Annotated in this window: 23 protein-coding genes and 1 pseudogene; 19 read left to right on the top strand and 5 right to left on the bottom strand. The window is 67.3% G+C overall.

Going from position 1 to position 22660, the window contains the following annotated elements:
- The first annotated feature begins 1 nt into the window (after position 1).
- The 4 genes from AC56LU_RS18240 to AC56LU_RS18255 are packed head-to-tail and all read left to right on the top strand — an operon-like array spanning position 2 to position 3041.
- Entirely contained in the window at positions 2-199 is a 198-nt protein-coding gene (locus tag AC56LU_RS18240) for a cbb3-type cytochrome oxidase subunit 3 (protein WP_497177027.1), read from the top strand.
- Positions 192-1127, top strand: a complete 936-nt coding sequence (ccoP, locus tag AC56LU_RS18245; protein WP_497177028.1) for a cytochrome-c oxidase, cbb3-type subunit III — start codon at positions 192-194, stop codon at positions 1125-1127. Before AC56LU_RS18240 ends, ccoP begins: the two co-directional genes overlap by 8 nt.
- Positions 1124-2512 (top strand): cytochrome c oxidase accessory protein CcoG, encoded by a 1389-nt coding sequence (ccoG, locus tag AC56LU_RS18250; protein ID WP_497177029.1) that lies wholly within the window; start codon positions 1124-1126, stop codon positions 2510-2512. Before ccoP ends, ccoG begins: the two co-directional genes overlap by 4 nt.
- A 10-nt stretch (positions 2513-2522) precedes the next feature.
- Positions 2523-3041: a FixH family protein gene (locus tag AC56LU_RS18255; RefSeq protein ID WP_497177030.1), complete on the top strand. Its 519-nt coding sequence runs from the start codon at positions 2523-2525 to the stop codon at positions 3039-3041.
- Here the strand turns inward: AC56LU_RS18255 and AC56LU_RS18260 are convergent.
- Positions 3028-3507 carry a hypothetical protein gene (locus tag AC56LU_RS18260; RefSeq protein WP_497177031.1) on the bottom strand — a complete coding sequence of 160 codons (480 nt, stop codon included), beginning with the start codon at positions 3505-3507 and terminating at the stop codon, positions 3028-3030. The genes AC56LU_RS18255 and AC56LU_RS18260 overlap by 14 nt on opposite strands.
- Positions 3508-3635: 128 nt before the next feature.
- Between AC56LU_RS18260 and AC56LU_RS18265 the strand changes: the two genes are divergently transcribed.
- Positions 3636-5162 (top strand): DUF4214 domain-containing protein, encoded by a 1527-nt coding sequence (locus AC56LU_RS18265; RefSeq protein WP_497177032.1) that lies wholly within the window; start codon positions 3636-3638, stop codon positions 5160-5162.
- Positions 5163-5282: 120 nt separating this feature from the next.
- On the opposite strand, the gene AC56LU_RS18270 is transcribed toward AC56LU_RS18265, so the two are convergent.
- Complete coding sequence (locus AC56LU_RS18270; RefSeq protein WP_497177033.1) at positions 5283-6044, bottom strand: ThuA domain-containing protein; 762 nt, start codon at positions 6042-6044, stop codon at positions 5283-5285.
- A 225-nt stretch (positions 6045-6269) separates the two neighbouring features.
- On the opposite strand from AC56LU_RS18270, the gene AC56LU_RS18275 reads away from it, so the two are divergent.
- The 3 genes from AC56LU_RS18275 to AC56LU_RS18285 all read left to right on the top strand — a co-directional run bounded on the left by AC56LU_RS18275 (position 6270) and on the right by AC56LU_RS18285 (position 9558).
- Complete coding sequence (locus AC56LU_RS18275) at positions 6270-8102, top strand: DUF885 domain-containing protein (protein WP_497177034.1); 1833 nt, start codon at positions 6270-6272, stop codon at positions 8100-8102.
- A 123-nt stretch (positions 8103-8225) separates the two neighbouring features.
- On the top strand, positions 8226-8654 hold the full coding sequence (locus tag AC56LU_RS18280; protein WP_497177035.1) for a VOC family protein: 429 nt from the start codon (positions 8226-8228) through the stop codon (positions 8652-8654).
- A gap of 58 nt (positions 8655-8712) precedes the next feature.
- Positions 8713-9558: a metallophosphoesterase gene (locus tag AC56LU_RS18285; protein ID WP_497177036.1), complete on the top strand. Its 846-nt coding sequence runs from the start codon at positions 8713-8715 to the stop codon at positions 9556-9558.
- A gap of 106 nt (positions 9559-9664) precedes the next feature.
- Here the strand turns inward: AC56LU_RS18285 and fnr are convergent, their stop codons facing one another.
- From fnr to AC56LU_RS18300, 3 genes are all read right to left on the bottom strand, one after another.
- A complete protein-coding gene (gene fnr, locus AC56LU_RS18290) occupies positions 9665-10417 on the bottom strand; it encodes a fumarate/nitrate reduction transcriptional regulator Fnr (RefSeq protein ID WP_497177037.1) in 753 nt (250 codons plus the stop codon).
- A 227-nt stretch (positions 10418-10644) separates the two neighbouring features.
- Positions 10645-12300 (bottom strand): hypothetical protein, encoded by a 1656-nt coding sequence (locus AC56LU_RS18295; RefSeq protein WP_497177038.1) that lies wholly within the window; start codon positions 12298-12300, stop codon positions 10645-10647.
- Between the two features lie 18 nt (positions 12301-12318).
- Positions 12319-12780, bottom strand: a complete 462-nt coding sequence (locus AC56LU_RS18300) for a hypothetical protein (RefSeq protein ID WP_497177039.1) — start codon at positions 12778-12780, stop codon at positions 12319-12321.
- Between the two features lie 379 nt (positions 12781-13159).
- Between AC56LU_RS18300 and AC56LU_RS18305 the strand changes: the two genes are divergently transcribed.
- The 11 genes and pseudogenes from AC56LU_RS18305 to AC56LU_RS18355 form a co-directional block, all read left to right on the top strand.
- Positions 13160-14608, top strand: a complete 1449-nt coding sequence (locus AC56LU_RS18305; protein WP_497177040.1) for a cytochrome ubiquinol oxidase subunit I — start codon at positions 13160-13162, stop codon at positions 14606-14608.
- 2 nt (positions 14609-14610) lie between these two features.
- A complete protein-coding gene (cydB, locus tag AC56LU_RS18310; RefSeq protein ID WP_497177041.1) occupies positions 14611-15630 on the top strand; it encodes a cytochrome d ubiquinol oxidase subunit II in 1020 nt (339 codons plus the stop codon).
- Complete coding sequence (locus AC56LU_RS18315; protein WP_497177042.1) at positions 15631-15759, top strand: DUF2474 domain-containing protein; 129 nt, start codon at positions 15631-15633, stop codon at positions 15757-15759. It begins immediately after the preceding gene.
- Positions 15760-15871: 112 nt separating this feature from the next.
- The gene (locus AC56LU_RS18320) at positions 15872-16609 is read left to right on the top strand and encodes a TorD/DmsD family molecular chaperone (protein ID WP_497177043.1); all 738 of its coding nucleotides are present in this window, start codon (positions 15872-15874) and stop codon (positions 16607-16609) included.
- A gap of 16 nt (positions 16610-16625) precedes the next feature.
- On the top strand, positions 16626-16874 hold the full coding sequence (locus AC56LU_RS18325; RefSeq protein WP_497177044.1) for a formate dehydrogenase: 249 nt from the start codon (positions 16626-16628) through the stop codon (positions 16872-16874).
- 30 nt (positions 16875-16904) lie between these two features.
- Entirely contained in the window at positions 16905-19724 is a 2820-nt protein-coding gene (locus tag AC56LU_RS18330; RefSeq protein WP_497177045.1) for a formate dehydrogenase subunit alpha, read from the top strand.
- A 42-nt stretch (positions 19725-19766) separates the two neighbouring features.
- The gene (gene fdh3B, locus AC56LU_RS18335; protein ID WP_497177046.1) at positions 19767-20450 is read left to right on the top strand and encodes a formate dehydrogenase FDH3 subunit beta; all 684 of its coding nucleotides are present in this window, start codon (positions 19767-19769) and stop codon (positions 20448-20450) included.
- Complete coding sequence (locus AC56LU_RS18340) at positions 20447-20674, top strand: hypothetical protein (protein ID WP_497177047.1); 228 nt, start codon at positions 20447-20449, stop codon at positions 20672-20674. The genes fdh3B and AC56LU_RS18340 overlap by 4 nt, the downstream gene beginning before the upstream one ends.
- A gap of 10 nt (positions 20675-20684) precedes the next feature.
- A complete protein-coding gene (locus AC56LU_RS18345) occupies positions 20685-21809 on the top strand; it encodes a formate dehydrogenase subunit gamma (protein WP_497177048.1) in 1125 nt (374 codons plus the stop codon).
- 8 nt (positions 21810-21817) lie between these two features.
- A complete protein-coding gene (locus AC56LU_RS18350) occupies positions 21818-22273 on the top strand; it encodes a hypothetical protein (RefSeq protein WP_497177049.1) in 456 nt (151 codons plus the stop codon).
- Positions 22270-22660, top strand: a pseudogene (locus AC56LU_RS18355) (hypothetical protein); the annotation flags it as partial. The gene AC56LU_RS18350 and the pseudogene AC56LU_RS18355, both read left to right, overlap by 4 nt.

The following is a 22660-nucleotide window of genomic DNA, read 5'->3' on the forward strand; positions in this document are numbered from 1 at the left end:
TATGGCACTCCAACAAGCTTTTGACGCGGTACGCGTCATCAACATTTTCGACAACGCCAGCAGCGTGATGACCGTGATCAGCTTCGTCACCTTCCTGGGCATCGTCGGCTGGACCTACGTGCTGCGCCGGAACAGCGATTTCGACAAGGCCGCGCAATTGCCGTTCGCGGATGAAGCAGGGGAGGGCGATCGTGGCTGATTTCTTCAACGAATTCTGGCACTGGTACGTGGCCGTCATCACGGTGCTGTCGATCCTGGGCTGCGGCATCCTGCTGTGGTCGCAGTCGAGCTACCGCGTCACGCTGCGCGCCGACGGTACGCAAGAGGCAACGACCGGCCACGTCTGGGACGAGGACCTGACCGAACTGAACACGCCGATGCCGCGCTGGTGGATCGTGCTGTTCTGGCTCACCATCGCATTCGGGTTTGCCTACCTTGCGCTGTATCCGGGACTGGGCAACTATGCGGGCCGGCTGGGCTGGAATTCGAGCGGCGAATACAAGGCGGAGCTGAAGCAGGCCAAGGCGGACTTCGGCCCGGTGTTCGCGAAGTACGCCAACCAGGACATCAAAGCGGTCGCCGCCGACCCGCAGGCCCAGGCCATCGGCGAGCGCCTGTTCCTGACCTATTGTTCGCAGTGCCACGGCTCGGACGCGCGCGGCAGCAAGGGCTACCCGAACCTGGCGGACCGCGACTGGCTGCACGGCGGCGAGCCGTCCGTCATCAAGCAGACCATCATGGCAGGGCGCGTGGGCACCATGCCGCCCATGGGTGCGGCGCTCGGTTCGGACAAGGACATCGAGAGTGTGGCGCATTACGTACGCAACCTGTCCGGCCTGGCGGCCGATCCGATCAAGGTCGCTTTCGGGAAACCGAAGTTCGCCGCCTGCGTGGCCTGCCATGGCGCCAAGGGCGAGGGCAACCCGGCCATGGGCGCCCCCAACCTGGCCGACAAGACGTGGCTCTACGGCGGCAGCCAGGAAACCGTGATGGAAACCATCCGCAAGGGCCGCAGCAACACCATGCCGGCCTTCGGCGAATTCCTCGGTGAAGAGAAGGCGCATGTGCTGGCCGCTTACGTGTGGAGCCTGTCGAACCAGCCGGCCATCATGGCGCAAGCAAAATGAACGCGCCGGCCGAGGCTCCACGCGAAGCGGTGATCCGCATGTATGCGGCGCGCGAAGAGATCTACCCGCGCGAGATCAAGGGCCGCTACGCGTCGCTGCGCTGGGCCTGCGTGTGGCTTACCCAGCTGCTGTTCTACGGCTTGCCGTGGATCGAGCTGCACGGCCGCCAGGCGGTGCTGTTCGACCTGGCCAGCCGCAAGTTTTACCTGTTCGGCCTGGTGCTGTGGCCGCAGGACTTCATCTACCTGGCCGCGCTGCTGATCCTGTGCGCCTATGGCCTGTTCCTGGTGACGGCGGTGGCGGGCCGGGTGTGGTGCGGCTTCGCCTGTCCGCAGACGGTGTACACCGAGATCTTCCTGTGGATCGAGCGCAAGTTCGAGGGTGCGAGGAGCAGCCGCATCCGCCTCGACCGCCAGCCCTGGACGCTCGAGAAGATCGCACGCAAGGGCGGCAAGCATGCAAGCTGGGGCCTGGTGGCCCTGTGGACCGGCTTCACCTTCGTCGGTTACTTCACGCCGGTGCGCGAACTGAGCTTCGACATCGCCGCGTTCGAGCTCGGGCCCTGGGAGAGCTTCTGGGTGCTGTTCTATGGCTTCGCCACCTACGGCAACGCCGGCTGGCTGCGCGAGCAGGTCTGCAAGTACATGTGCCCGTATGCGCGCTTCCAGAGCGCGATGTTCGACAAGGACACCTTGATCGTCACCTACGACGCCGCGCGCGGCGAGCCGCGCACTCCACGTCAGTCGATCGGCGCCGGCGACTGCATCGACTGCAGCATGTGCGTGCAGGTCTGCCCGACCGGGATCGACATTCGCAAGGGCCTGCAGTACGAGTGCATCGGCTGCGCCGCCTGCGTTGATGCCTGCAACGGCGTGATGGACAAGGTGCAGCGCCCGCGCGGCCTGATCCGCTACGCCACCGAGAACGCCCTGGCGGACCGGTTGTCCGCCGGGCAGGTGCGGCGCCGCGTGATGCGTCCGCGTGTGCTGGTCTATACCGCGGTGCTGGCGATCCTCGGCACCGCCATGATCGCCTCGCTGGCGCTGCGCAATCCATTGAAGCTCGACGTGATCCGCGACCGCGGTTCGATGGGCCGTGAAGTCGAAGACGGAATGATCGAGAACGTGTACCGGCTGCAGGTGATGAACACGACCGAACAGGCACAGCGCCTGCGCATCACGGTGGACGGCATCGCCTCGGCCAGGGTCGCGGGCGACGAAACGATCGAGATCGGCGCGGCCAGCACGCGCGCCGTGCCGGTGCGGGTGCGCATCGCGGGCGGCGACGGCCATCCGGGATCGAACCGGATCGCCTTCACCCTGGCCTCACCAGGCAGCGGCGCGCTCCAGGTAACGGAAGAAGCGGCATTCATCGTGCCGAAATAAGGAAAACGACATGGAAGCACATCTTTCCCTCCAGCCCGCCGCGCCCTGGTACCGGCACCGCTGGCCCTGGCTCCTGATGATCGGCCCGGCATGGGTGCTGGTCGGCGGGGCCGTCATGACCTGGCTGGCGATGAGCCGCCCGGACGCGATGGTGGTGGGCGACTACTACAAGCAGGGCAAGGCCATCAACCAGGAACTGCGCCGCGACCGCGTGGCGAGCAGGCTGGGCCTTGCTTTTGATGCCGCCCACGACGCCGCCGCCGGCCGTATCACGGGCAGCCTGCGCAGCCACGGCGCGCCGGTGCGCGCGCCTTTCCGCATCCGCCTCGCGCACCCGACCCAGCCGGGACGCGACCGCGTGCTGGAAGCGCTGCCGGACGGGGAGGGGCGCTTCACGGCTGCGGCGCCCGCGCTGGAGCCGACGCACTGGCAGGTGGTCGTCGAAGGCGGGAGCGGGGCGGGCGCCTGGCGGCTGGCCGGCAGCTGGAGTCCGGCGAAGCAGGACCAACTGCGTATCAGGGCGGATTGAGCCTGCCGGAGGACATGACCAGGACAAGGCCGGCCGTCAGGGCGATCAGGACGGCAATCGCCGCCGCACCAAGCAGGAGTGGCACCCGCCAAGGCCGCCGTGGGTAGCCGGCGCCGTGCAGCGCAGCGACGTAGCGCACCTGGGCATGGCCCGAGCGGACGTACCAGGCCGCCAGGAAGGCGAGGCTGACGGAATGCGGGATGCCGACGTCCCGCTCCAGCGCCGCACCAAGCAGCACGATGAGCAGGCTCACCGCATGCAGGCCGCAGCTCATCGCGCACCAGGCCCGGGCTTCCTTCGCCCGTTCCTGCTCGCCGAGCCGTTCCCAGTTGCGCATGTGGAGCCAGGCGCCGAAGGCCGGTGACAGCGCCAGGCTCCAGAGGGCGGCGGCCGCCGGGTTCCACAGGGCGATGTCACGGCGCACGGACGCGGGGCGGGCGTGGGATGGTGCGAACGTCGTGTCCATGTTTCCTCCAGCAACAATACGCTGGGGAAATCTTAAGCGTTCTCGATAGCGTGAGCTTGACATGGGGCAGGTACGGGAGAAAACCTGCTATCGTGTGAACGCTCGCCACTCTTGCATTGTTCGACACCATGTACCCCCTTACCCTCCACGCCGACAAGGCCTTGTCAGGCCAGGGCCTGGTCTTCGAAGGAAGCAGCGTCCGCGCCGTGTTCAGCTTTGCCGGCACGCCCTTGCCGTCGCAGTTCTACGCCGTGCCCGTGTTCGACTGGACCATCGGCGAACGCAGCGTGCAAAGCGCCAGGGCAGGCGCGCAGTTCGGCGAATCGTCGGACGACTACACGACCGCGCAGATCGACGTGGGCCGGGCGATCTCGGCGCGGATGCAATTGCATTTCAACGAGGTGGCGTACACCGCCGCCAGCACCCGCCCGTTCACCGTGGTGAACGTCAACGACCTGCCGACCGGGACGATCCGGATCGAAGGCGACACCCGCAGCGCGGGAAGCGTGCTCACCGCCGTCGGCACCATCGCGGACGAAGACGGCATCGGGGCGCTCAGCTACCAGTGGCGCGCGGACGGCCAGCCCATCGCGGGCGCCACCGGCGCCACCCTGGCACTGGGGCAGGGCGAGGCCGGCAAGGTCATCACGGTGGTGGCGAGCTACATCGACGGTTTCGGCCAGGCCGAATCAGTGGCCAGCGACGCCGATCCGGAGGCGAAGCACGTCAACACGCCCGGCAGCGTGCGCATCGACGGCAGGCTTGCGGCCGGACAGACCCTGCATGCCGGGCTGGCCGATCCCGACCATTCCGGCAAGGTCTACTACCAGTGGCAGGTGGCCGACGGCGCCGGCGGCTACCGCGATGTCGAGGGTGCCTGGGGCAGCGACTTCACGCTCGGCGCCGACGCGCCGGCTGCGGTGCGCGTGCTGGCGGCCTACGCCGACCGCTACGGCGTGGTGGAAGCGCGGGCCAGCGCGATCGGCACCGACGGCGCCGATACCTTGCGCGCCGACGCCGACAACGAGACCGTCATGGCGCTGGGCGGCGACGACATCATCGGCCATCTCGGCCGCGGCCACCGGATCGACGGCGGCGCCGGCCTGGACACCTTCGTCACCCACCACATGCGCTACCAGTTCTGGCAGACGCGCGAGCTTTCCGGCCAGTGGGCGGTGGCGGACATCATCTTCGCCGGCGATCCGATTCTGCTGACGAACGTCGAGCGCGTGCATTTCGCAAACGGCGGCGATGGCGTCGCGCTCGACTATGCGGGCCATGCGGGCCAGGCCTACCGCCTGTACCAGGCCGCCTTCGACCGCGCGCCGGACAAGACCGGCCAGGGCTTCTGGATGAACCGCCTCGACATCGGCGTGAGCCTGGGCGACATCGCCGCGGCCTTCGTCGCATCGAGCGAGTTCAGGGAGCTGTATGGGGCGAATCCGACGAATGCCGGGATCGTCGCGAAGTTCTACGAGAACGTGCTGAATCGGGCTCCGGACGCGCAGAGCCAGTTCTGGGTCGATGTCCTGGACAGCAAGCGGGCGACGGTGGCCGAGGTGCTGGTCGGCTTCAGCGAGAGCGCGGAGAACGTCGCGGCGCTGGTCGGCGTGAAGGAAACCGGGATCGACTTCACGCCTTACACCGGAAGCTGAATTTAAAAGGAGCCGTAGCCCGCGGCCGCGCGGTAGCCCGCCACCACGCCGACCGTCGACATGCCTGATAGAGGCAGGTGCAGGCAGCCGCCGCCGCCGCCCCTTGATCTAGGCGGGACCTCAGTCAGCCTTGAAACCGCGTCCGGTCGCGGCCCAGTAGATGCCGCCGTACAGGTGGTGCAGGAAGAGCGGGTCGCGGTAGGTCGCGGCGATATGCCCCAGCGCCGTGTAGAAGGCGCGGCCGCCCTCGTAGGGCTGGTACCAGCTGATGGGGTGGAAGGCGCCCATGCCCTTGCCCTGTTTGGTTTCGGGGCGATAGGTCGACTCGTCGACGCTCAGCAGGTAAGTCAGCTTGCCGGAAGTGGCCGGGCCGAACTCGTACCATTCGTCGGTGAACAGGGTGCGCGGCGCGAAGCGTTCCATGCCGGGAAAGTTGCGCTCGCGGACCTGCAGCACGGCGGTCTGCACCGCCGGGTGGGTGCGGAACATGTGGCCCACCATCTTCGTGTACCACGGCCAGTCGTACTCCGTATCGGAGGCGCTGTGCACGCCCACGAAGCCGCCGCCCTTGCGGATGTAGCGCTCGAAGGCGGCCTGCTGCTTGTCGTCCAGCACGTCGCCGGTGGTCAGCAGGAAGACCACGGCCTGGTATTTCGCGAGTTCGGCATCGTTCATCACGCGATTGGGATCGGCGGTCCAGAACACGTCGAAGTCGTGCAGTTTGCCGAGTTCCTGCACGGCGCTCACGCCCGCATGCACGGCGTCGTGGTGCCAGCCTGCGGTCTTGGTGAACACCAGCACCTTGAATTGTTCGGCGTGAGCGATCGGGGCAGTCAACAGGGAGGCGGCCAGCAGGCTGGACGAGATGAAAGAAAATTTCATTTTATTGTTTGCGTTGAAATATTATTTCGGCACCGGCCGGCGGCCGCTCGTCGCAATCGAACTCATCCAGATGAGCGGCGGCCCAGTCTAACATCGGGCCAATCACGTGTCTGTACATACTGAACGTGCATTGTTGGTTAGACCTTTTCCATGTTAGATTCCTCCGCGGAAAACACGGCGCCCGGCGCCGCCACCCTGTACATATAACGAGGAAACGAGACCACGATGCCATCCTTCCGCCAGCGCAGCCTGCGCGCCACCATCGGCGCCCTGTTCATCCCCGCCGCCATTGTCGTGGCGACCCTGCCGGCTGCGGCGCAGGCGGCACCTGTGGCGCAAGCCGCCGCCGCCAAGCCGAACAAGGCCTTCGATACCTGGGCCGAGAAGTTCGCCGAGGACTGGGTCCGCGCGAATCCGCAGGGCGCGACGTCGACCCAGTACTTCAGCGGCGCGGAACAGGCGAAACTGGACCGCGAGCTGACCCCGCTGACGAAGGCCCACCGCCAGAAGGTGCAGGCCCTGGCCCGCAGCGGCCTGGCGCGCCTGGACAAGTGGATGGCCGGCCCGCTCGACCAGGGCCAGCGTACCTCGGCCGCCGTCATGCGCTGGACGCTGCAGAACGCGGTCGCCAACGAGCCGTTCGAGGACCATTCCTTCATCTTCTCGCAGTTCAGTGGTGTGCAGGTCGGCCTGGTCAATTTCATGACCACCACCCACCCGCTGCGCAATCCGGCGGATGTCGACAGCTACCTGGCGCGCCTGGAGCAGGTCGGCACCCGCATGGACGAAGCGCTGGCGCGCGCCCGCGATGCCGCATCGCGCTCCCTGATTCCGCCGCGCTTCATCCTCGAGCGCGCCCAATTCCAGGTCGACAGCTTCCTCAAGCCGGCGCCGAGCGAGAACGTGCTGGTCACCTCGCTGGCCCAGCGCACCGAGAAGATGGCAGGCCTCACGCCGGACGCGCGCAAGGCCGCGCTGGCGCGCGCCGCCCGCATCGTCGAGGAGCGCATCAAGCCGGCCTACCAGCGGGTGCAGGCCTTCATGGCCGACATCCACCCGCGCACCGGCGACGTGGCCGGCATCTCGCGCCTGCCGAACGGCAGCGCGGCCTATGCGCGCGCGGTCGAGAACTTCACCAGCACCAAGCTCACCCCGAACGAGATCCACGAGATCGGCCTGCGCGAAGTCGCGCGCATCGAAGGCGAGATGGACCGGCTCCTAGCATCGCTGGGCCTTGCCGAGGGCGGTATCGAAGCCCGCATGAAGCAGCTCGATGCGCGCTTCCAGCCGAAAGGCGAGGGCGACCCGCGCCCGGCGATCATCGCCAGCTACGTCGAGATGGTGAAGGACGCCGAGCGCAGGAGCGCGCCGCTGTTCAACCTGAAGCCGCGCGCCCCGGTCGAAGTGCGCCGCGAGCCGCCGCTGACCGAACCCTCGGCCGCCGCGCACTATTCGCTGCCGGCGCCGGACGGCACCCGCCCGGGGATCTTCTGGGTGCCGCTGCGCGGCCCGAGCTTCGACATGATCCGCATGCGCAGCCTCGCTTACCACGAGGCGGTGCCGGGCCACCACTTCCAGCTGGCGATCCAGCAGGAGCTGACCGGCATTCCGAAATACCGCAGCCAGCGCATCTTCAGCGGCGGCAGCGCCCACTCCGAAGGCTGGGCGCTGTACACCGAGCGCCTGGCGGTGGAGCAGGGCTGGTACGAGGGCGACGTGCCCGGCCTGCTGGGGGCACTCGGTTCGGAACTGTTCCGTGCCCGCCGCCTGGTGGTCGATACCGGCCTGCATTCGAAAGGCTGGACCCGCCAGCAGGCGATCGACTACGGCATCGGCGCGCAGGAAGTCGAGCGCTACGTCGCCTGGCCGGGCCAGGCCAACGCCTACATGATCGGCATGCTGCGGATGATCGAGCTGCGCGAGAAGGCCAGGAAGGAATTGGGGGACAAGTTCTCGCTCGCCGGCTTCCACGACCTGGTGCTGGGCGCGGGCTCGGTGCCGCTCGACGTGCTGGGCGAGCTGGTGGATGGCTGGATCGCGAAGCTGAAGCAGGCCTGAGCCTCAGGACGGCGGCATCGATTTGCATCGCGATGCCGCCGCGCCGGTTGCCCGGGGGCGCATTTGCTCCTACACTGCTCGCGCGCAGCTGTATTTCATGACCTTCTTCCACAGGAGCACAGCATGGAAACACAAGAAATCTACCGCGGGCGGCTCATCGACCACATTCAATTGGTGGTGCGCGACCTGCCTGCCTCCCGCAGGTTCTACGGCGCCGTGTTCGAGGCGCTGGGCATTCCGCTCGGCGGCGCCGGCGACGATTACTTCTGGGCCGACGAACTGTTCGTCTCCAGCCGCGCCAGCCAAGCCGCGCAAGGCGTGCTGACGGGACGCCACCACCTGGCCTTCCAGGCACGCGACCGCAAGATGGTCAATGCCTTCTACTTTGCGGCGCTGGCCGCCGGCGGCAGGGACAACGGCCGGCCGGGCGAGCGCGCCTACCACCCGGGCTATTACGGCGCCTTCGTGCTCGACCCGGACGGGAATAATATCGAAGCGGTCTACCACGGCGAGGCGAAGCAGAGCGCGCCGTACGTGCGCATCAGCTTCTGACGGCCGCTGCAGTCGCCGGCGCAGGGCGCGGCGAAAAAGCCGCTATACTGCGCCGACCATGCGCATCCAGCTTTTCTCCGACCTCCATCTCGAACGTTACGCGGGCTTCATTCCGCAGATCCGCGCCGATACCGACGTGATCATCCTGGCGGGCGACATCGGTTCCTACCAGTCCGGCTCGCGCCTGACGGATACCGATTTCGGCCTCGGGCGTTTTTCGCCGAGGTCCTCTCCGCTGCGGCCCGGCGCTTCGCAAGCGCGGGTGCTCTACATCCCCGGCAACCACGAATTCGACGGCCTCGAATTCGAGGAGGCCTACGCGCGCCTGCGCGCCACCTGCGCACGCCTCGGCATCGAATGGCTGGACCGCGAGACCTTGATGATCGGAGCGGTGCGCTTCATCGGCACTACCCTGTGGAGCGATTTCGACGCGCTGGCGCTGCAGGAGCAGGACCTGACCAAGCAGCTGCAGCGCCGCGACAAGGCCTTCCGCGCGGCCAACTACTACCTGTCGAAGAACACGACCCTGAAGAACGGCGAAAAGGTGCTGGCCGAGGGCATCCGCGCGATGTCGCTGGACTGCCAGGCGTGGCTGCGCGGCGCGCTGGCGGCGCCTTTCGAGGGCCGCACGGTGGTGGTGACCCACTTCGCCCCCAGCCTGCTCAGCGCCGACCCGCGCTATGGCCTGACCCCCGGCACGGCGGGCTTCTGCAATGCGCTCGACGCGCTGTTTCCCCAGGCCGACCTGTGGATCCACGGCCACCTGCACTGCGCGAACGACTACATCACCAGCGGCGTCGAAGCGGGCCGGCCCTGGTCCTGCCGCGTGGTGGCCAATCCGCTCGGTTACCTGAGCAAGGGCGAGCAGGAGGCCTTCCGTCCGGAGCTGGTGATCGAGATCTGAGCACGCACGGTGGGCGCCGGCGCCGGAAAATACGTCCGCCCGCAGCAGTCCCGACGCCAGGACGGCGGCACGGAGCGCGACGAGCCGTCCTGGCGACGCCCCAGGTTCAGCCCATCGGGCTGCAAACGTCGGTGCCGGCAGCCAGCGCCTTGAGCTTGACCGGGTCGAGCAGGGTGACTTCGCGCTTGTCGACCTGCAGCCAGCCCTGTTTCTTGAAGCGCGACAGCAGGCGGCTGATGCTTTCGATGGTGAGTCCGAGGTAGTTGCCGATGTCCTCGCGCGACATGCGCAGCTGGAAGCTGTTCGGCGAGTAGCCGCGCGCCGCGTAGCGCGCCGACAGGTTCACCAGGAAGACGGCGAAACGCTGCTCCGCCCGCATATTGCCGAGCAGAAGCATTACGTTCTGTTCGCGCGTGATTTCCTGGCTCATGATGCGGTGGAAGTGGCGCAGCAGGGCCGGGACCTGGCCGAACAGCTCTTCCAGGCGCGAGAACGGAATCTCGCAGACTTCGCTGTCCTCGAGCGCCACGGCGTCGCAGTGGTGGGTGCCGCTGATCGCGTCCATGCCCAGCAGTTCGCCGGCCATCTGGAAACCGGTGATCTGGGCTTCGCCGGCGGCGTTCACCTGGTAGGTCTTGAAATGGCCGAAGCGCACCGCGTACAGGTTGCGGAAGGGTTCGCCCATCGCATACAGGCGCTCGTCGCGTGCGAGGCGGCGGCGCCGTCCGATGATTTGGTCGAGGCGGTTGATGTCGGCGTCTTCCAGCCCCATCGGCAGGCACAGCTGGTGCATGCTGCAGGCGCCGCAGCTGGTCTTGAGGGCCTGGATGCTGACCGGCGCTGTGCCAGGGAGCGACATGGGTTGGTTCATGGCGTGAGAAGAAAATGCGGACGCAGCCATTATAGACACAGGCCGGGTCCGCGGCGTTCATTTCCCAGAGATAAGTAGGGTGGGCGGGGTAATTGCGGGCAATGCCCGGAATTACGTACGCCCACGCGTTCAATATTCCCGTGAATAGACGCTACATCCATTCCAGGACGATCTGAACGCGTGGGCGGCATCGCCGTCCACCCAACACAGGGCGGTTACAGGTGATGCCGGTGTTCCGCCTTCTTCCGGTAGTACTCCTGCCGGCCCTTGGCCTGCACGGTCGCGGCGATCTGCGCCGCCTCCAGCGCCGCCGCCTTCACGGTCGCGAACGCGTCACCATCCGCCTTCAGGGCCTCGACGGCCTGCAGCGACTGCGCCGTGCCGGCCAGCGCCAGGCCGAAGGTGGCCGACACCGCCAGCTCGGCTGCCAGGGTGTCGAGGCCTGGCGCCACCACGCCCTGGCCGGCGTTGGCCGCCATGGCTGCCTCGGCGGGGGCCTGGGGCGCCGCCAGCGCACGCGCCACGTCCCTGTCGCCCGCCACCTTTGCCAGGAAGTCCAGCGCGGCCTGGCTGCCCGACTGGTTGGCCAGGTCGCCCAGGCGCAGCAGCGCGGTGTTCTTGGCATTGAACACCGCACGGCCGGCAAGCGGCTTCTCGACGAAGTCGATCAGCGGCTGGACCGCGATCGCGCTGCCGATGTAGCCGAGGGTGGCCACGACCTGCACCAGGAACTCCTCGTGCTTCCCGGGCTCGTTCACCAGCCAGTCGAGCAGCAGGCGGGCGTCCTTCTCCGTGTACTGCGAGGCCAGCTCGTCGGGCACGCCTTCGACCCAGTGCTGGGAGACGAAGTCGCGCACGTCGGCAGGCAGCGGGATGCCGCCCACGCCGCAGGAGCAGCCGCCGGCGGGCATCACCTCGCCGGTGATGGCGAGCGGGCCGGCCAGGAAGGCCGCCGACTCCCCGGCGTTGACCACGTCGTGGTCGGTGCCGACCGACGGGTACATGACCGCGCGCAGGTCGTCGGTTCGATGGCCGAGGCCGCAGTTGTGGCCGTACTCGTGCACCCAGATCAAGCCTTCCTGGTTGGCGGTGAAGCGCACCGCCGCCACGTTGACGATGGTGCTGCCGACCGGGGCGCAGCCGATGATGCTGTCGCCGGGGCCGCCGCACCAGCGGATCGCCTGCACGACCTTGACCCCGCTGCCCGCGTTCAGCAGCGCCGTCAGGTCGGCCGCCGTCTGGATCGTGCCGGGGACGTTGCTTGGGAGCAGCCGTACCGCGCCGTTGCGCACGAAGCGGACCGGGGTGGCGACATCCGGCCCGGTGTCGTCGTTCTGCAGGATCGTGCCCATGTCGGCCAGGATCCGGTCGGCCTCGGCCTCGCTCAGGGCCACGCTGCTGTGGCGGTGCACCGCGACCGACACCGTGCGCAGGCCGGGTGGCGCCACGGGCGGGTTGACGATCAGGTAGTCGACGTAGAGCGAGATGTCCGCGCTCCACTCGATGTTGACCCAGATGTCGACGCCGTTCCAGCGCGAGGCGACGTTGTGCAGGGTGTAGCGGGCTGCGCCGATGAACTTGCCGGCGTTCGGTCCGCCCGGCACGCCTTCGCCCACCGCCACGAACACCTGCGAGCCGGGCTGGATGACATCCCAGTTGAGCCGCAGGATCCATTGGCCGCGGCGCGCTCCCCAGTCGTGGCGGTAAGTGAAGCCGGTTCCTTGCAGGGCGGGCTGCAGCCCGTCCTTGCCGACGGTGGCTTCGGCAATGGCCCAGGGGCCCTTGGTGTCCGAGGAATCCGCGCGCTCCGCCGGGTCCTGGCGGGCCAGGGTCAGCGCGGCGTTCCGGTCAAGACGATCGTTTGGTGACATGGTGTTCTCCTCGGATGCTCAGGGATTGATGATCAGGTAGTCGGCGTAGAGCGAGATATCCGAGCTCCACTCGATGTTGACCCAGATGTCGACGCCGTTCCAGCGTGAGGCGACGTTGTGCAGGGTGTAGCGGGCCGAGCCGATGAACTTGCCGGCATTCGGTCCGCCCGGGACGCCTTCGCCGATCGCCACCAGGACCCGCGACGGGGGCTGGATCACGTTCCAGTTGAGGCGCAGCACCCACTGCCCGCGGCGCGCACCCCAGTCGTGGCGGTAGGTGAAACCGGTTCCGCTCAGCTCGGGTTGCGGTTCGGCGCTGGCGGCGGCGGGCCCGAACAACTGCCGGACCGCGCCGAGGTCGGCGTCCTGCCGGATCTCGGCGAAGCTGGTCGGCATGGCCGAGGAAGCGATGAAGCCGTCCGCTTCCCTGGCGCCCGCGGCAATCCGCGTGGCTGCCTGGTTGACCTGATTGTTTGACATGACATTTCCTTTCACATCGACGATCGGTGATTGGCCCAGCCTGCCGCGCCGCAAGGGGGGAGGAGGGTCGCCGGATAGCGAGCTGCATGCATGCTGGAACTCCGGAATTCCGTCGATGCCGTGCTCGAATCGTCAGCCAATATAGTCGAGTGATCGGGCCGGACTGGGGACGATCTGATGGGTCATTAATTTGGATCAGTGGCTTCCTGTTTTCTGACGGAGAGAAAGATTTCGGAAGTGAAAACAGGCTTCCCCTTGCCCTCCCTCAGCCGGCCTTGATTTCCATCGAAATGCCACCCGGCCAAGCGTGCGCCCCCATCCTGCATGCTAGATTCTGGACACACCCCCGGAGGTCGACCCGGGAACACGAGGAGCCCCGATGTTCGGTTTGTCCGCCTTGGATCTGGCGCGCGTGCAGTTTGCGTTCACGATGTCTTTCCACATCCTGTTTCCGGCAATAACGATCGGCATGGCCAGCTATCTGGCCGTGCTCGAGCTGTGCTGGCTGAAAACCGGGCGCCAGGTCTACGTCGACCTCTATCACTACTGGCTCAAGATCTTCGCCGTCAGCTTCGGCATGGGGGTGGTGTCGGGCATCGTGATGGCCTACCAGATCGGCACCAACTGGAGCTACCTGTCCGAATTCGCCGGCAGCATCCTGGGGCCGATCCTGTCCTACGAGGTGCTGACCGCCTTCTTCCTCGAAGCCGGCTTCCTCGGCGTGATGCTGTTCGGCTGGACCCGGGTCGGCCCGGGCCTGCACTTCGCTTCCACCTGCGCGGTGGCGGTCGGCACCCTGATCTCGTCCACCTGGATCCTGGCCGCCAACAGCTGGATGCAGACCCCGCAGGGCTACGCCATCGAGGGCGGGCGCATGGTCCCGAGCGACTGGCTGGCCATCATATTCAATCCCTCCTTCCCCTACCGGCTGCTGCACATGGTGATCGCCGCTTATCTGACCACCGCCCTGATCGTCGGCGCCTCCGGGGCCTGGCAGCTCTTGAAGGGGCGCGACAATCCGGCGGTGCGCAAGATGCTGTCGATGGCGATGTGGATGATCCTGATCGTCGCGCCGATCCAGGCGGTGGTGGGCGACTTCCATGGGCTGAACACGCTGAAGCACCAGCCGGCCAAGCTGGCGGCCATGGAAGGTCACTGGGAGAACGAGGGCGGCAAGGCGGTCCCGCTGCTGCTGTTCGGGGTGCCGGACATGGAGGAGGAAAAGACGAAGTACGCGGTCGGCATCCCGCACCTGGGCAGCCTGATCCTGACCCATAGCTGGGACGGGCAGATCCCGGGGCTCAAGGACTTCCCGCCCGAAGACCGGCCGAACGCCCTGATCGTGTTCTGGAGCTTCCGGCTGATGGTCGGCCTGGGCCTCCTGATGATCGCGCTGGGCGCCTGGAGCCTGTGGCTGCGGCGCAAGCGAAAACAGGAGGGAGGAGCGGAGGCGCGCCTGTGGCACAGCCGTCCCTTCCTGCGCTTCGCCCTGTGGATGGGCCCGGCCGGCCTGGTGGCCATCCTGGCCGGCTGGACCACCACCGAGGTCGGGCGCCAGCCCTGGGTGGTGTACGGGGTGCTGCGCACGGCCGACGCGGTGTCGCCGCACGGCGCCGCCACCCTGGGCCTGAGCCTGGTCCTGTTCGTGGTGGCCTACATGTTCGTGTTCGGCACCGGGACGGTGTACTTGTTGCGCATGATACGCAAGGGACCGCAGCACTTCGAGCTGAACCGCCCCGCCCAGGGCGGACCGGGCGAGGACCGCACGCCGATGCGGCCGCTGTCGGCGGCGGATGTCGGCAACGACGACGACGGGCAGGGGAGCTAGCGATGGGCATCGACATCACCGTCGTCTGGGCGCTCATCATTTTCTTCGCCGTCTTCATGTACGTGCTGCTGGACGGCTTCGACCTCGGCATCGGCCTGCTGTTCCCGTTCACGCCGAAAAAGCGCGACCGCGACACCATGATGAACACGGTGGCGCCGGTCTGGGACGGCAACGAAACCTGGCTGGTGCTGGGCGGCGAGGGGCTGCTGGCGGCCTTCCCGGTGGCCTACTCGATCATCCTGTCGGGGCTCTACCTGCCCCTGATCTTCATGCTGCTCGGCCTGGTGTTCCGCGGCGTTGCCTTCGAATTCCGCTTCAAGGCCAAGGAGCACGAGGCCCACCTGTGGGACAAGGCCTTCATCGGCGGCTCGGTCGCGGCCTCGTTCTTCCAGGGCGTCTCGCTGGGCGCCTTCCTGGACGGCATTGCCGTGTCGGGGCGCAGTTATGCCGGCGGGCCGCTCGACTGGCTCGCCCCGTTCCCGCTGCTGGCCGGCGTCGGCGTGATGATCGCCTACACCCTGCTGGGCGCCACCTGGCTGGTGATGAAGACCGAGGGCGAGCTGCAGGCGCGCATGGTGCAGGTGGCGCGTCCCCTGGCCCTGATGCTGCTCGCGGCCATCGTCATCGTCAGCATCTGGACCCCGTGGCGCGACCCGGCCGTGGCGCAGCGCTGGTTCAGCTTCCCGAACATCGTGTTCCTGGCGCCGGTGCCGGTGCTGGTGGCGGTGTTCATCGTGCTGCTGCTGCGCTCTCTTAACAGTAAAAACGGAAATGCGCCGCACCGGGTGCCCTTCGTCGCGGCCCTGGCCCTGATCTTCCTCGGCTACAGCGGCATGACGATCAGCATCTGGCCGCACATCGTGCCGCCCGCGATCTCGATCTGGGAAGCGGCGTCTCCGCCCAGCAGCCAGCGCTTTGCGCTGGTGGGCACCCTGTTCATCCTGCCCATCATCCTGCTGTACACCGGCTGGTCGTACTGGGTATTCCGCGGCAAGGTCAAGGCCGACGCGGGGTATCACTAGATGGCGACCCGGCGCGACTGGATGCGGCGGCTCGGCTGGCTGGCCGCGCTCTGGCTCGGCGGCGTGTTTACGCTGGCGGCGGTGGCCTACGTGATCCGCGTGCTCATGCATGCGCTCGGGATGCGCTGAAGATCCGCTGAAAAGCGCGAACGCGATCGAGCCGGCTCGACCAACCGTGCGCGGCCTGTGGCGATGGAGGACTACACTCTTCGTAACGCTTTGCTAACAGGAGAGCAGCCCCGTGTCCTATCCTGACGCGCCGTCGGTCGACCGTACCGCCGAAGCCGCCGCATCGAGTGCCTTACCTGTCGCCACGCAGACCGCTAAGCCCGTCTCCGTTTCCCTGCCGCTGGCGGGAGAAGACCAGGCCCGCGCCGACCTGTACGCGCTGTTGTCACGCCTGCTGCTGGCGGCGCCAGATGCCGGGCTGCTGCACGCGCTGGCGCATGCCGACCCCATCCTCTCCGAGGGCGGCGATCCGGCGCTGGAACAGGCCTGGGAAGCCTTGACGCTCGCCTCCGGCGTCATGGATCCGGACGCCGTGGCCGACGAGTTCGCCGCGCTGTTCATCAGTGTCGGCACGCCGCCGCTCAATCCCTACGGCTCGCGATACCTAGCAGGCTACCTGAACGACTCCCCGCTGGCCGAACTGCGTGCCGACCTGGCGCGCCTCGGCATTGGCCGGGTGCGCGGCGCCGGCGAATTCGAAGACCACCTGGGCGCCCTGTGCGAGACCATGCGCGTGCTGGTGGCCGGGGCTCCTGGCGGGTCCGGCACGATCATGCGGCAGCCGCTGGCGCGCCAGCAGGCCTTTTTCGAGGTCCACATCGCGCCCTGGTACGAGCGCTGCGTGGCCGACATCGCGAACGCCGAAGGCGCGAACTACTACCGGCTGGTCGCCCGGCTGGCCGGGGCCTTCCTCGCCATCGAGGCGGAAGCCTTCGTGGTCGGGGACGCGCTGACGGATTCAATGGTTTAACCAGACGAGGCACAGCATGGAACAGCATCCGCAAGGACAGCAAGTCAGTGAAGACGGCAAGCCGGCCACGCCCACTACCGGGCCCGACCCGGCCCGGCGCAGCTTCCTGAAGGCCGCGCCGCTGGGCGCGCTGGCCGCCGTGACCGGCAGCGCCGGCGCCGCCGAAGCACCGCTTGCTGCGCCGCTGCCTGCGCCGCAGGTCAAGCGCGGCTACCACGAAACCGAGCACATCCGCCGTTACTACGAGACCGCCGCCTATTGGTGAGTATCGCCCTAGCGCAACTGGAGAGCCAGCATGTCCCTAGTGAAGACCGTCCGCGACAGCGGACTCAAACGGCGCCGCTTCCTGGTCGGCGCAGGCGTCGCGGCCGGTGCCGGCGCCCTGGCGCGGCAACTGCCGCTGAACGTCATCGAGCCGGCGCACGCCGACGCGGTGGCGGATGCCCCGGTGCCCACCGAGATCAAGCGCACCATCTGCAGCCACTGCTCGGTGGGCTGCTCGGTCGACGCGGTGGTCGCCAACGGCGTCTGGGTGCGCCAGGAAGCCGCTTTCGACTCGCCCATCAATATGGGGGCGCACTGTGCCAAGGGCGCCTCGGTGCGCGAGCACGCCTTCGGCGAGCACCGCCTGCGCTACCCGATGAAGCTGGTGAACGGCAAATACCAGCGCATCTCCTGGGACCAGGCCATCAACGAGATCGGCGACAAGCTGATCGAACTGCGCCAGAAATCCGGCCCGGACGCCTTGATGGTCATCGGCAGCTCCAAGCACAACAACGAACAGGCCTACCTGCTGCGCAAGTTCAGCGCCTTCTGGGGCTCGAACAACTGCGACCACCAGGCGCGCATCTGCCACTCGACCACGGTCGCGGGCGTCGCCCAGACCTTCGGCTACGGGGCCATGACGAATTCCTTCAACGACTTGCACCACAGCAAGGCGGTGATGTTCATCGGCTCCAACCCGGCCGAGGCCCACCCGATCTCGATGCTGCACTTCCTGCATGCCAAGGAGTTGGGCGCGAAGATGATCGTGATCGACCCGCGCTTCACCCGCACCGCGCGCTTTGCCCACCATTATGTGCGGGTGCGCCCGGGCACCGACATCCCGCTGGTGTGGGGCATCCTGTGGCACATCTTCCAGAACGGCTGGGAAGACAAGGAGTACATCGCGGCCCGCACCTACGGCATGGACGACGTGCGCAAGGAAGTGGCCAAATGGACGCCGGATAAAGTGTCGGACGTGACCGGTGTCCCGGAAGCCTCGGTGCGCATGGCGGCCGAGATGCTGGCCAAGAACAAGCCTTCCTCGGTGGTCTGGTGCATGGGCATCACCCAGCACCACGTCGGCACCGCCAACGTGCGCGCCCTGTGCATCCTGCAGCTTGCGCTGGGCAACATCGGGGTGCCGGGCGGGGGCGCCAACATCTACCGCGGCCACGACAACGTGCAGGGCGCGACCGACGTCGGCCCCAACGGCGACACGCTGCCGGGCTATTACGGCATCGCCGAGGGCGCCTGGAAGCACTTCGCCACCGCCTGGGGCGTCGACTACGAATGGATCAAGTCGCGTTTCGGCTCCAAGGAGCTGATGGAAAAGCCCGGCATCACGGTGTCGCGCTGGTTCGACGCGGTCAACGAAGAAAACCAGTTCATCGACCAGCCCAGCAACCTGCGTGCGGTGTTCTACTGGGGCCATGCCCCCAACAGCCAGACCCGCCTGCCCGACATGAAGGCGGCGATGCAGAAGCTCGACATGATGGTGGTCATCGACCCGTACCCGAGCATGACCGCCTCGATGCACGGGCGTACCGACGGCGTCTACCTGCTGCCGGCCGCCTCGCAGTTCGAGACCTCGGGTTCGTGCACGGCGTCCAACCGCAGCATCCAGTGGCGTGAGCGCGTCATCATGCCCTTGTTCGAGTGCAAGTCCGACCACGAGATCATGTACCTGTTCGCCAAGAAGCTCGGCTTCCACAACGAACTGTGCAAGAACATCAAGGTGGTACTCAACGAGCCGGTGGTCGAGGACATCCTGCGCGAGATCAACCGATCCTGCTGGACCATCGGCTACACGGGCTGCTCGCCGGAACGTCTCAAGCTCCACATGGAGAACAAGCACACCTTCAACCCGACCACCATGCGCGCCGACGACGGTCCCTGCAAGGGCGACTACTACGGCTTGCCGTGGCCGTGCTGGGGCACGCCGGAACTGAAGCACCCGGGCACGCCGATCCTGTACGACACCAGCAAGTCGATCGCCGAGGGCGGCCTGCCGTTCCGGGCCAACTGGGGCGTCGAGCACAACGGCGTTTCCCTGCTGGCGGCGGACGGCTCCACCAACAAGGACAGCCAGCTCGACACCGGCTACCCCGAGTTCGACCACATCTTCCTGAAAAAGCTCGGCTGGTGGGCCGAACTCACGCCGCAAGAACAGGCGATGGCCGAAGGCAAGAACTGGAAGACCGACAATTCGGGCGGCATCATCCGGGTAGTCATCGCGCACGGCTGCGCGCCCTGGGGCAATGCGCGCTCGCGCTGCAATGTCTGGAACTTCCCCGACCCGGTGCCGGTCCACCGCGAACCGCTGGCCTCGCCACGGCGCGACCTGGTCGCCAAGTACCCGACCTACGACGACAAGGCCAATTTCTGGCGCCTGCCCACCTTGTACAAATCGGTGCAGGACGTCGATTACTCGAAGGATTTCCCGCTGATCATGACCTCCGGGCGCCTGGTCGAGTACGAGGGTGGCGGCGAGGAAACCCGTTCCAACCCCTGGCTGGCCGAGCTGCAGCAGAACATGTTCGTCGAGATCAATCCACGCGACGCGGCCCAGATGAACGCCCGGGTCGGCGACTACGTCTGGGTCGAAACCCCGACCGGGGCCCGCATGAAGATGATGGCGATGGTCACCGAGCGGGTGCCGATCGGCCTGGTCTGGATGCCATTCCACTTCGGCGGCTGGTGGATGGGCGAGGATCTCGAGCGGCACTATCCGGAGGGCGGGGCGCCGACGGTGCGCGGCGAAGCCTGCAACACTGGCTGGACCTACGGCTACGACGCCGTGACGATGATGCAGGAAACCAAGGTATCGCTGTGCCGGGTGGTCAAGGCCTAGTACGCGCCCCACAAAAAACTGAGCAAAGCGGAGGAGAACGGCATGGCCGCAAGAATGAAGTTTATTTGCGACACCGAACGCTGCATCGACTGCAACGGTTGCGTGACCGCATGCAAGAACGAACACGAGACGCCCTGGGGCGTCAACCGCCGCCGCGTGGTGACCATCAACGACGGCATCCCGGGCGAGCGCTCGGTATCCGTTGCGTGCATGCACTGTACCGACGCACCCTGCCTGGCGGTGTGCCCGACCAACTGCATCTACCATACCGAAGACGGCATCGTCCTGCACAGCAAGGACCAGTGCATCGGCTGCGGCTACTGCTACTACGCCTGTCCGTTCGGGGCGCCGCAGTTCCCCGAGACCGGCATGTTCAACCACCGCGGCAAGATGGACAAGTGCACCTTCTGCGCAGGCGGCCCGGAACCGGACACCTCCGAGGCCGAATTCAAGAAGTACGGCCGCAACCGGATCGCCGAAGGCAAGCTGCCGGCCTGCGCCGAGCAATGCGGCACCAAGGCCCTGCTGGGCGGCGAAGCGAACCAGATCGCCGACATCTACCGCCAGCGCGTCGAGACGCGCGGCTATGGTCCCGAACTGTGGGGCTGGAAGATCGCCTACGGCCGGCCCAAGCGCGGCGGAGAGATCAAGGCGAAAGGCGACCTGCCGCGCACCAACCAGCTGGTCGGCGACGTGCAGAACGATCCGGGGAGGTTCCCGCAATGAACAAGCTCCGCAAGCATGCTCGTTACCTGGTACTGGCGCTGCCTTTGCTGCTCACCGGTTGCCTCGAGGTCGACCAGTTCCCGGGGTGGCTGCACGGCGAGTACGCCGGCAAGGAAGACGACCGGCACTTCCACAGGCGCTTCCACAACGACCGCCTGGCCTGGTCGGCCACGATCCAGGACCGCGCCATGAAGCAGAACGAATACAACCGGGCCAACCCGTAAGGAGCCGACGATGCCGACCAATTCCATGCGGTCCAGCGCCAATGCCCTGCGTGCCTCGCTGGTCCTGATCGTCGCGCTGGCGCTGGTGCTGCTGTCTGCGCTGCTGCTGCCTTCGGCCTGGGCCGGCGTGCCCAACGAAAAGGCCAAGCCGGCCTACGCCGAGGAGCAGACCATGCTCCAGATCGAAGGCGATTCGGTCGTTCCGGAACCCGGACTGATGAATCCATCCTCCGGCCGGGTCCATATGGACCGCCATTTCCTGGGCCAGTACGGCGCCACCGAGGCCAACTTGATCGTCCAGCGTGGCGGCAATACCTGGCGCCACCTGCGCAACGGGCCGCTGGCCAGCATCGCCGGCTTCATCCTGCTGGCGGTGCCGCTGCTGATCTTCGTGTTCTACAAGGCGGTGGGCGGGGCGAAAGAAGTGCCCGAATCCGGGCGCCGCATCAAGCGCTTCACCGCCTGGGAGCGCCACGTGCACTGGGCTACGGCCTACAGCTTCATCGCGCTGGCGATCACCGGCATCATCATCATGTACGGCAAGAAGATCATGCTGCCGTGGATGGGGCACGACCTGTTCTCCTGGTTTGCCATCATCTCCAAGTACCTGCACAACTTCGTCGGGCCGCTGTTCATCGTCTGCTCGGTGCTGATGTTCATCACCTTCGTGCGCCGCAACTTCTTCAAGCGCCAGGACTGGCAGTGGGTGAAGCAGGGTGGCGGCATCGTGTCGCACAAGCACCCGCCGGCCGGCTTCTTCAACGCAGGCGAAAAGGCCTGGTTCTGGCTGGGCGTGACCCTGTTGGGCATCCTGATGTCGATCACCGGCCTGGTGCTGGACTTCGTCACCTTCGGCCAAACGCGCTATGTGCTGCAGGTGGCGAATGCCTTGCACGTGGCCGGTTCCGCCCTGTACATCGCCGCGGCCATGGGCCACATCTACATCGGCACCTGGGGCACCCCGGGGGCCTACCAGGCCATGCGCGAGGGCACGGTGGACGAGAACTGGGCCGCGGCCCACCATTCGCTGTGGCTGGAGCAGGTAAAGAACGGCACCGCCACCGACCCGGCCCACCGCCCGCATCCGGACGCCACGCCGCCGCGTCCGGCGCCTCGGCCGGGCCCGGCACATTGAGGACCACCATGAAAGCATCCACTATCCTGATCCATGGCGGCCTGGCCGCACTGGCCGTCTTGGCCAGTGCTTGCGACCGCGGCCGCCCTCCGAGCCTGGACGGCATCGTGCAGACCAAGTATCCCGGCCAGGTGTCGGCCGGCGGCGCCACCAGCGGCACGATCATCGCGCGCACCGCCAAGCCCGCGGTGGACGCCACGTATGCCGGCGGCACGCCGGGCCACGCCGGCGGCGCCGGCGGCACCAGCTCGGGCGCCGCCACCGCCGGCACCGTGATCGAAACCGGCCAGGGTCCGAGTTCCGGCGTGACGCCGCCCAGCGGCGCCCAGGCGGGTACCCGCGAAGCGCAGGGCGACTATGCGGCCCCGAAGGCACCGGCGCCGGGCACGGTCGAGGCGCCTGCGGCGACCAACATCGCGCCCAATGCACCGGCCGCGCAAGGGACCCTGGGGAGACAGCAATGACCCGCTTTTCCGCAATCAGCATGATGCTGGCCGGCTTGCTGGCCAGCAGCGCGGCTTCGTGGGCGGCACTGCCGAAACCCGCCCTGACACCGGCCCAGCAACAGGAAGCGGCCGCCAAGAAAGCGGCCGCCGACGCCAAGGCGGCCAAGGACAAGGAGGCGCTGGCGGCGTCGATGGACGCGCTCAGCGCGCGCTGGAGGTCGCAGGCGGCGTCCAAGGGCTGGAAGATCACCCCGCCGGTGACGATCGCCGCTGCGCCGCCCGGCGCGGCGGCGCCGGGCACGGTACCCGGCGTTGCCGGACCGGGCACGATGGCCCCTGGCGCCGTGGTGAACACGATGCCGCCGGGCGCGGCGCCGCCCGCCGGCCTGCACCGCAAGCTGCCGG

It is taken from the genome of Telluria sp. PB2R4, assembly GCF_059685695.1.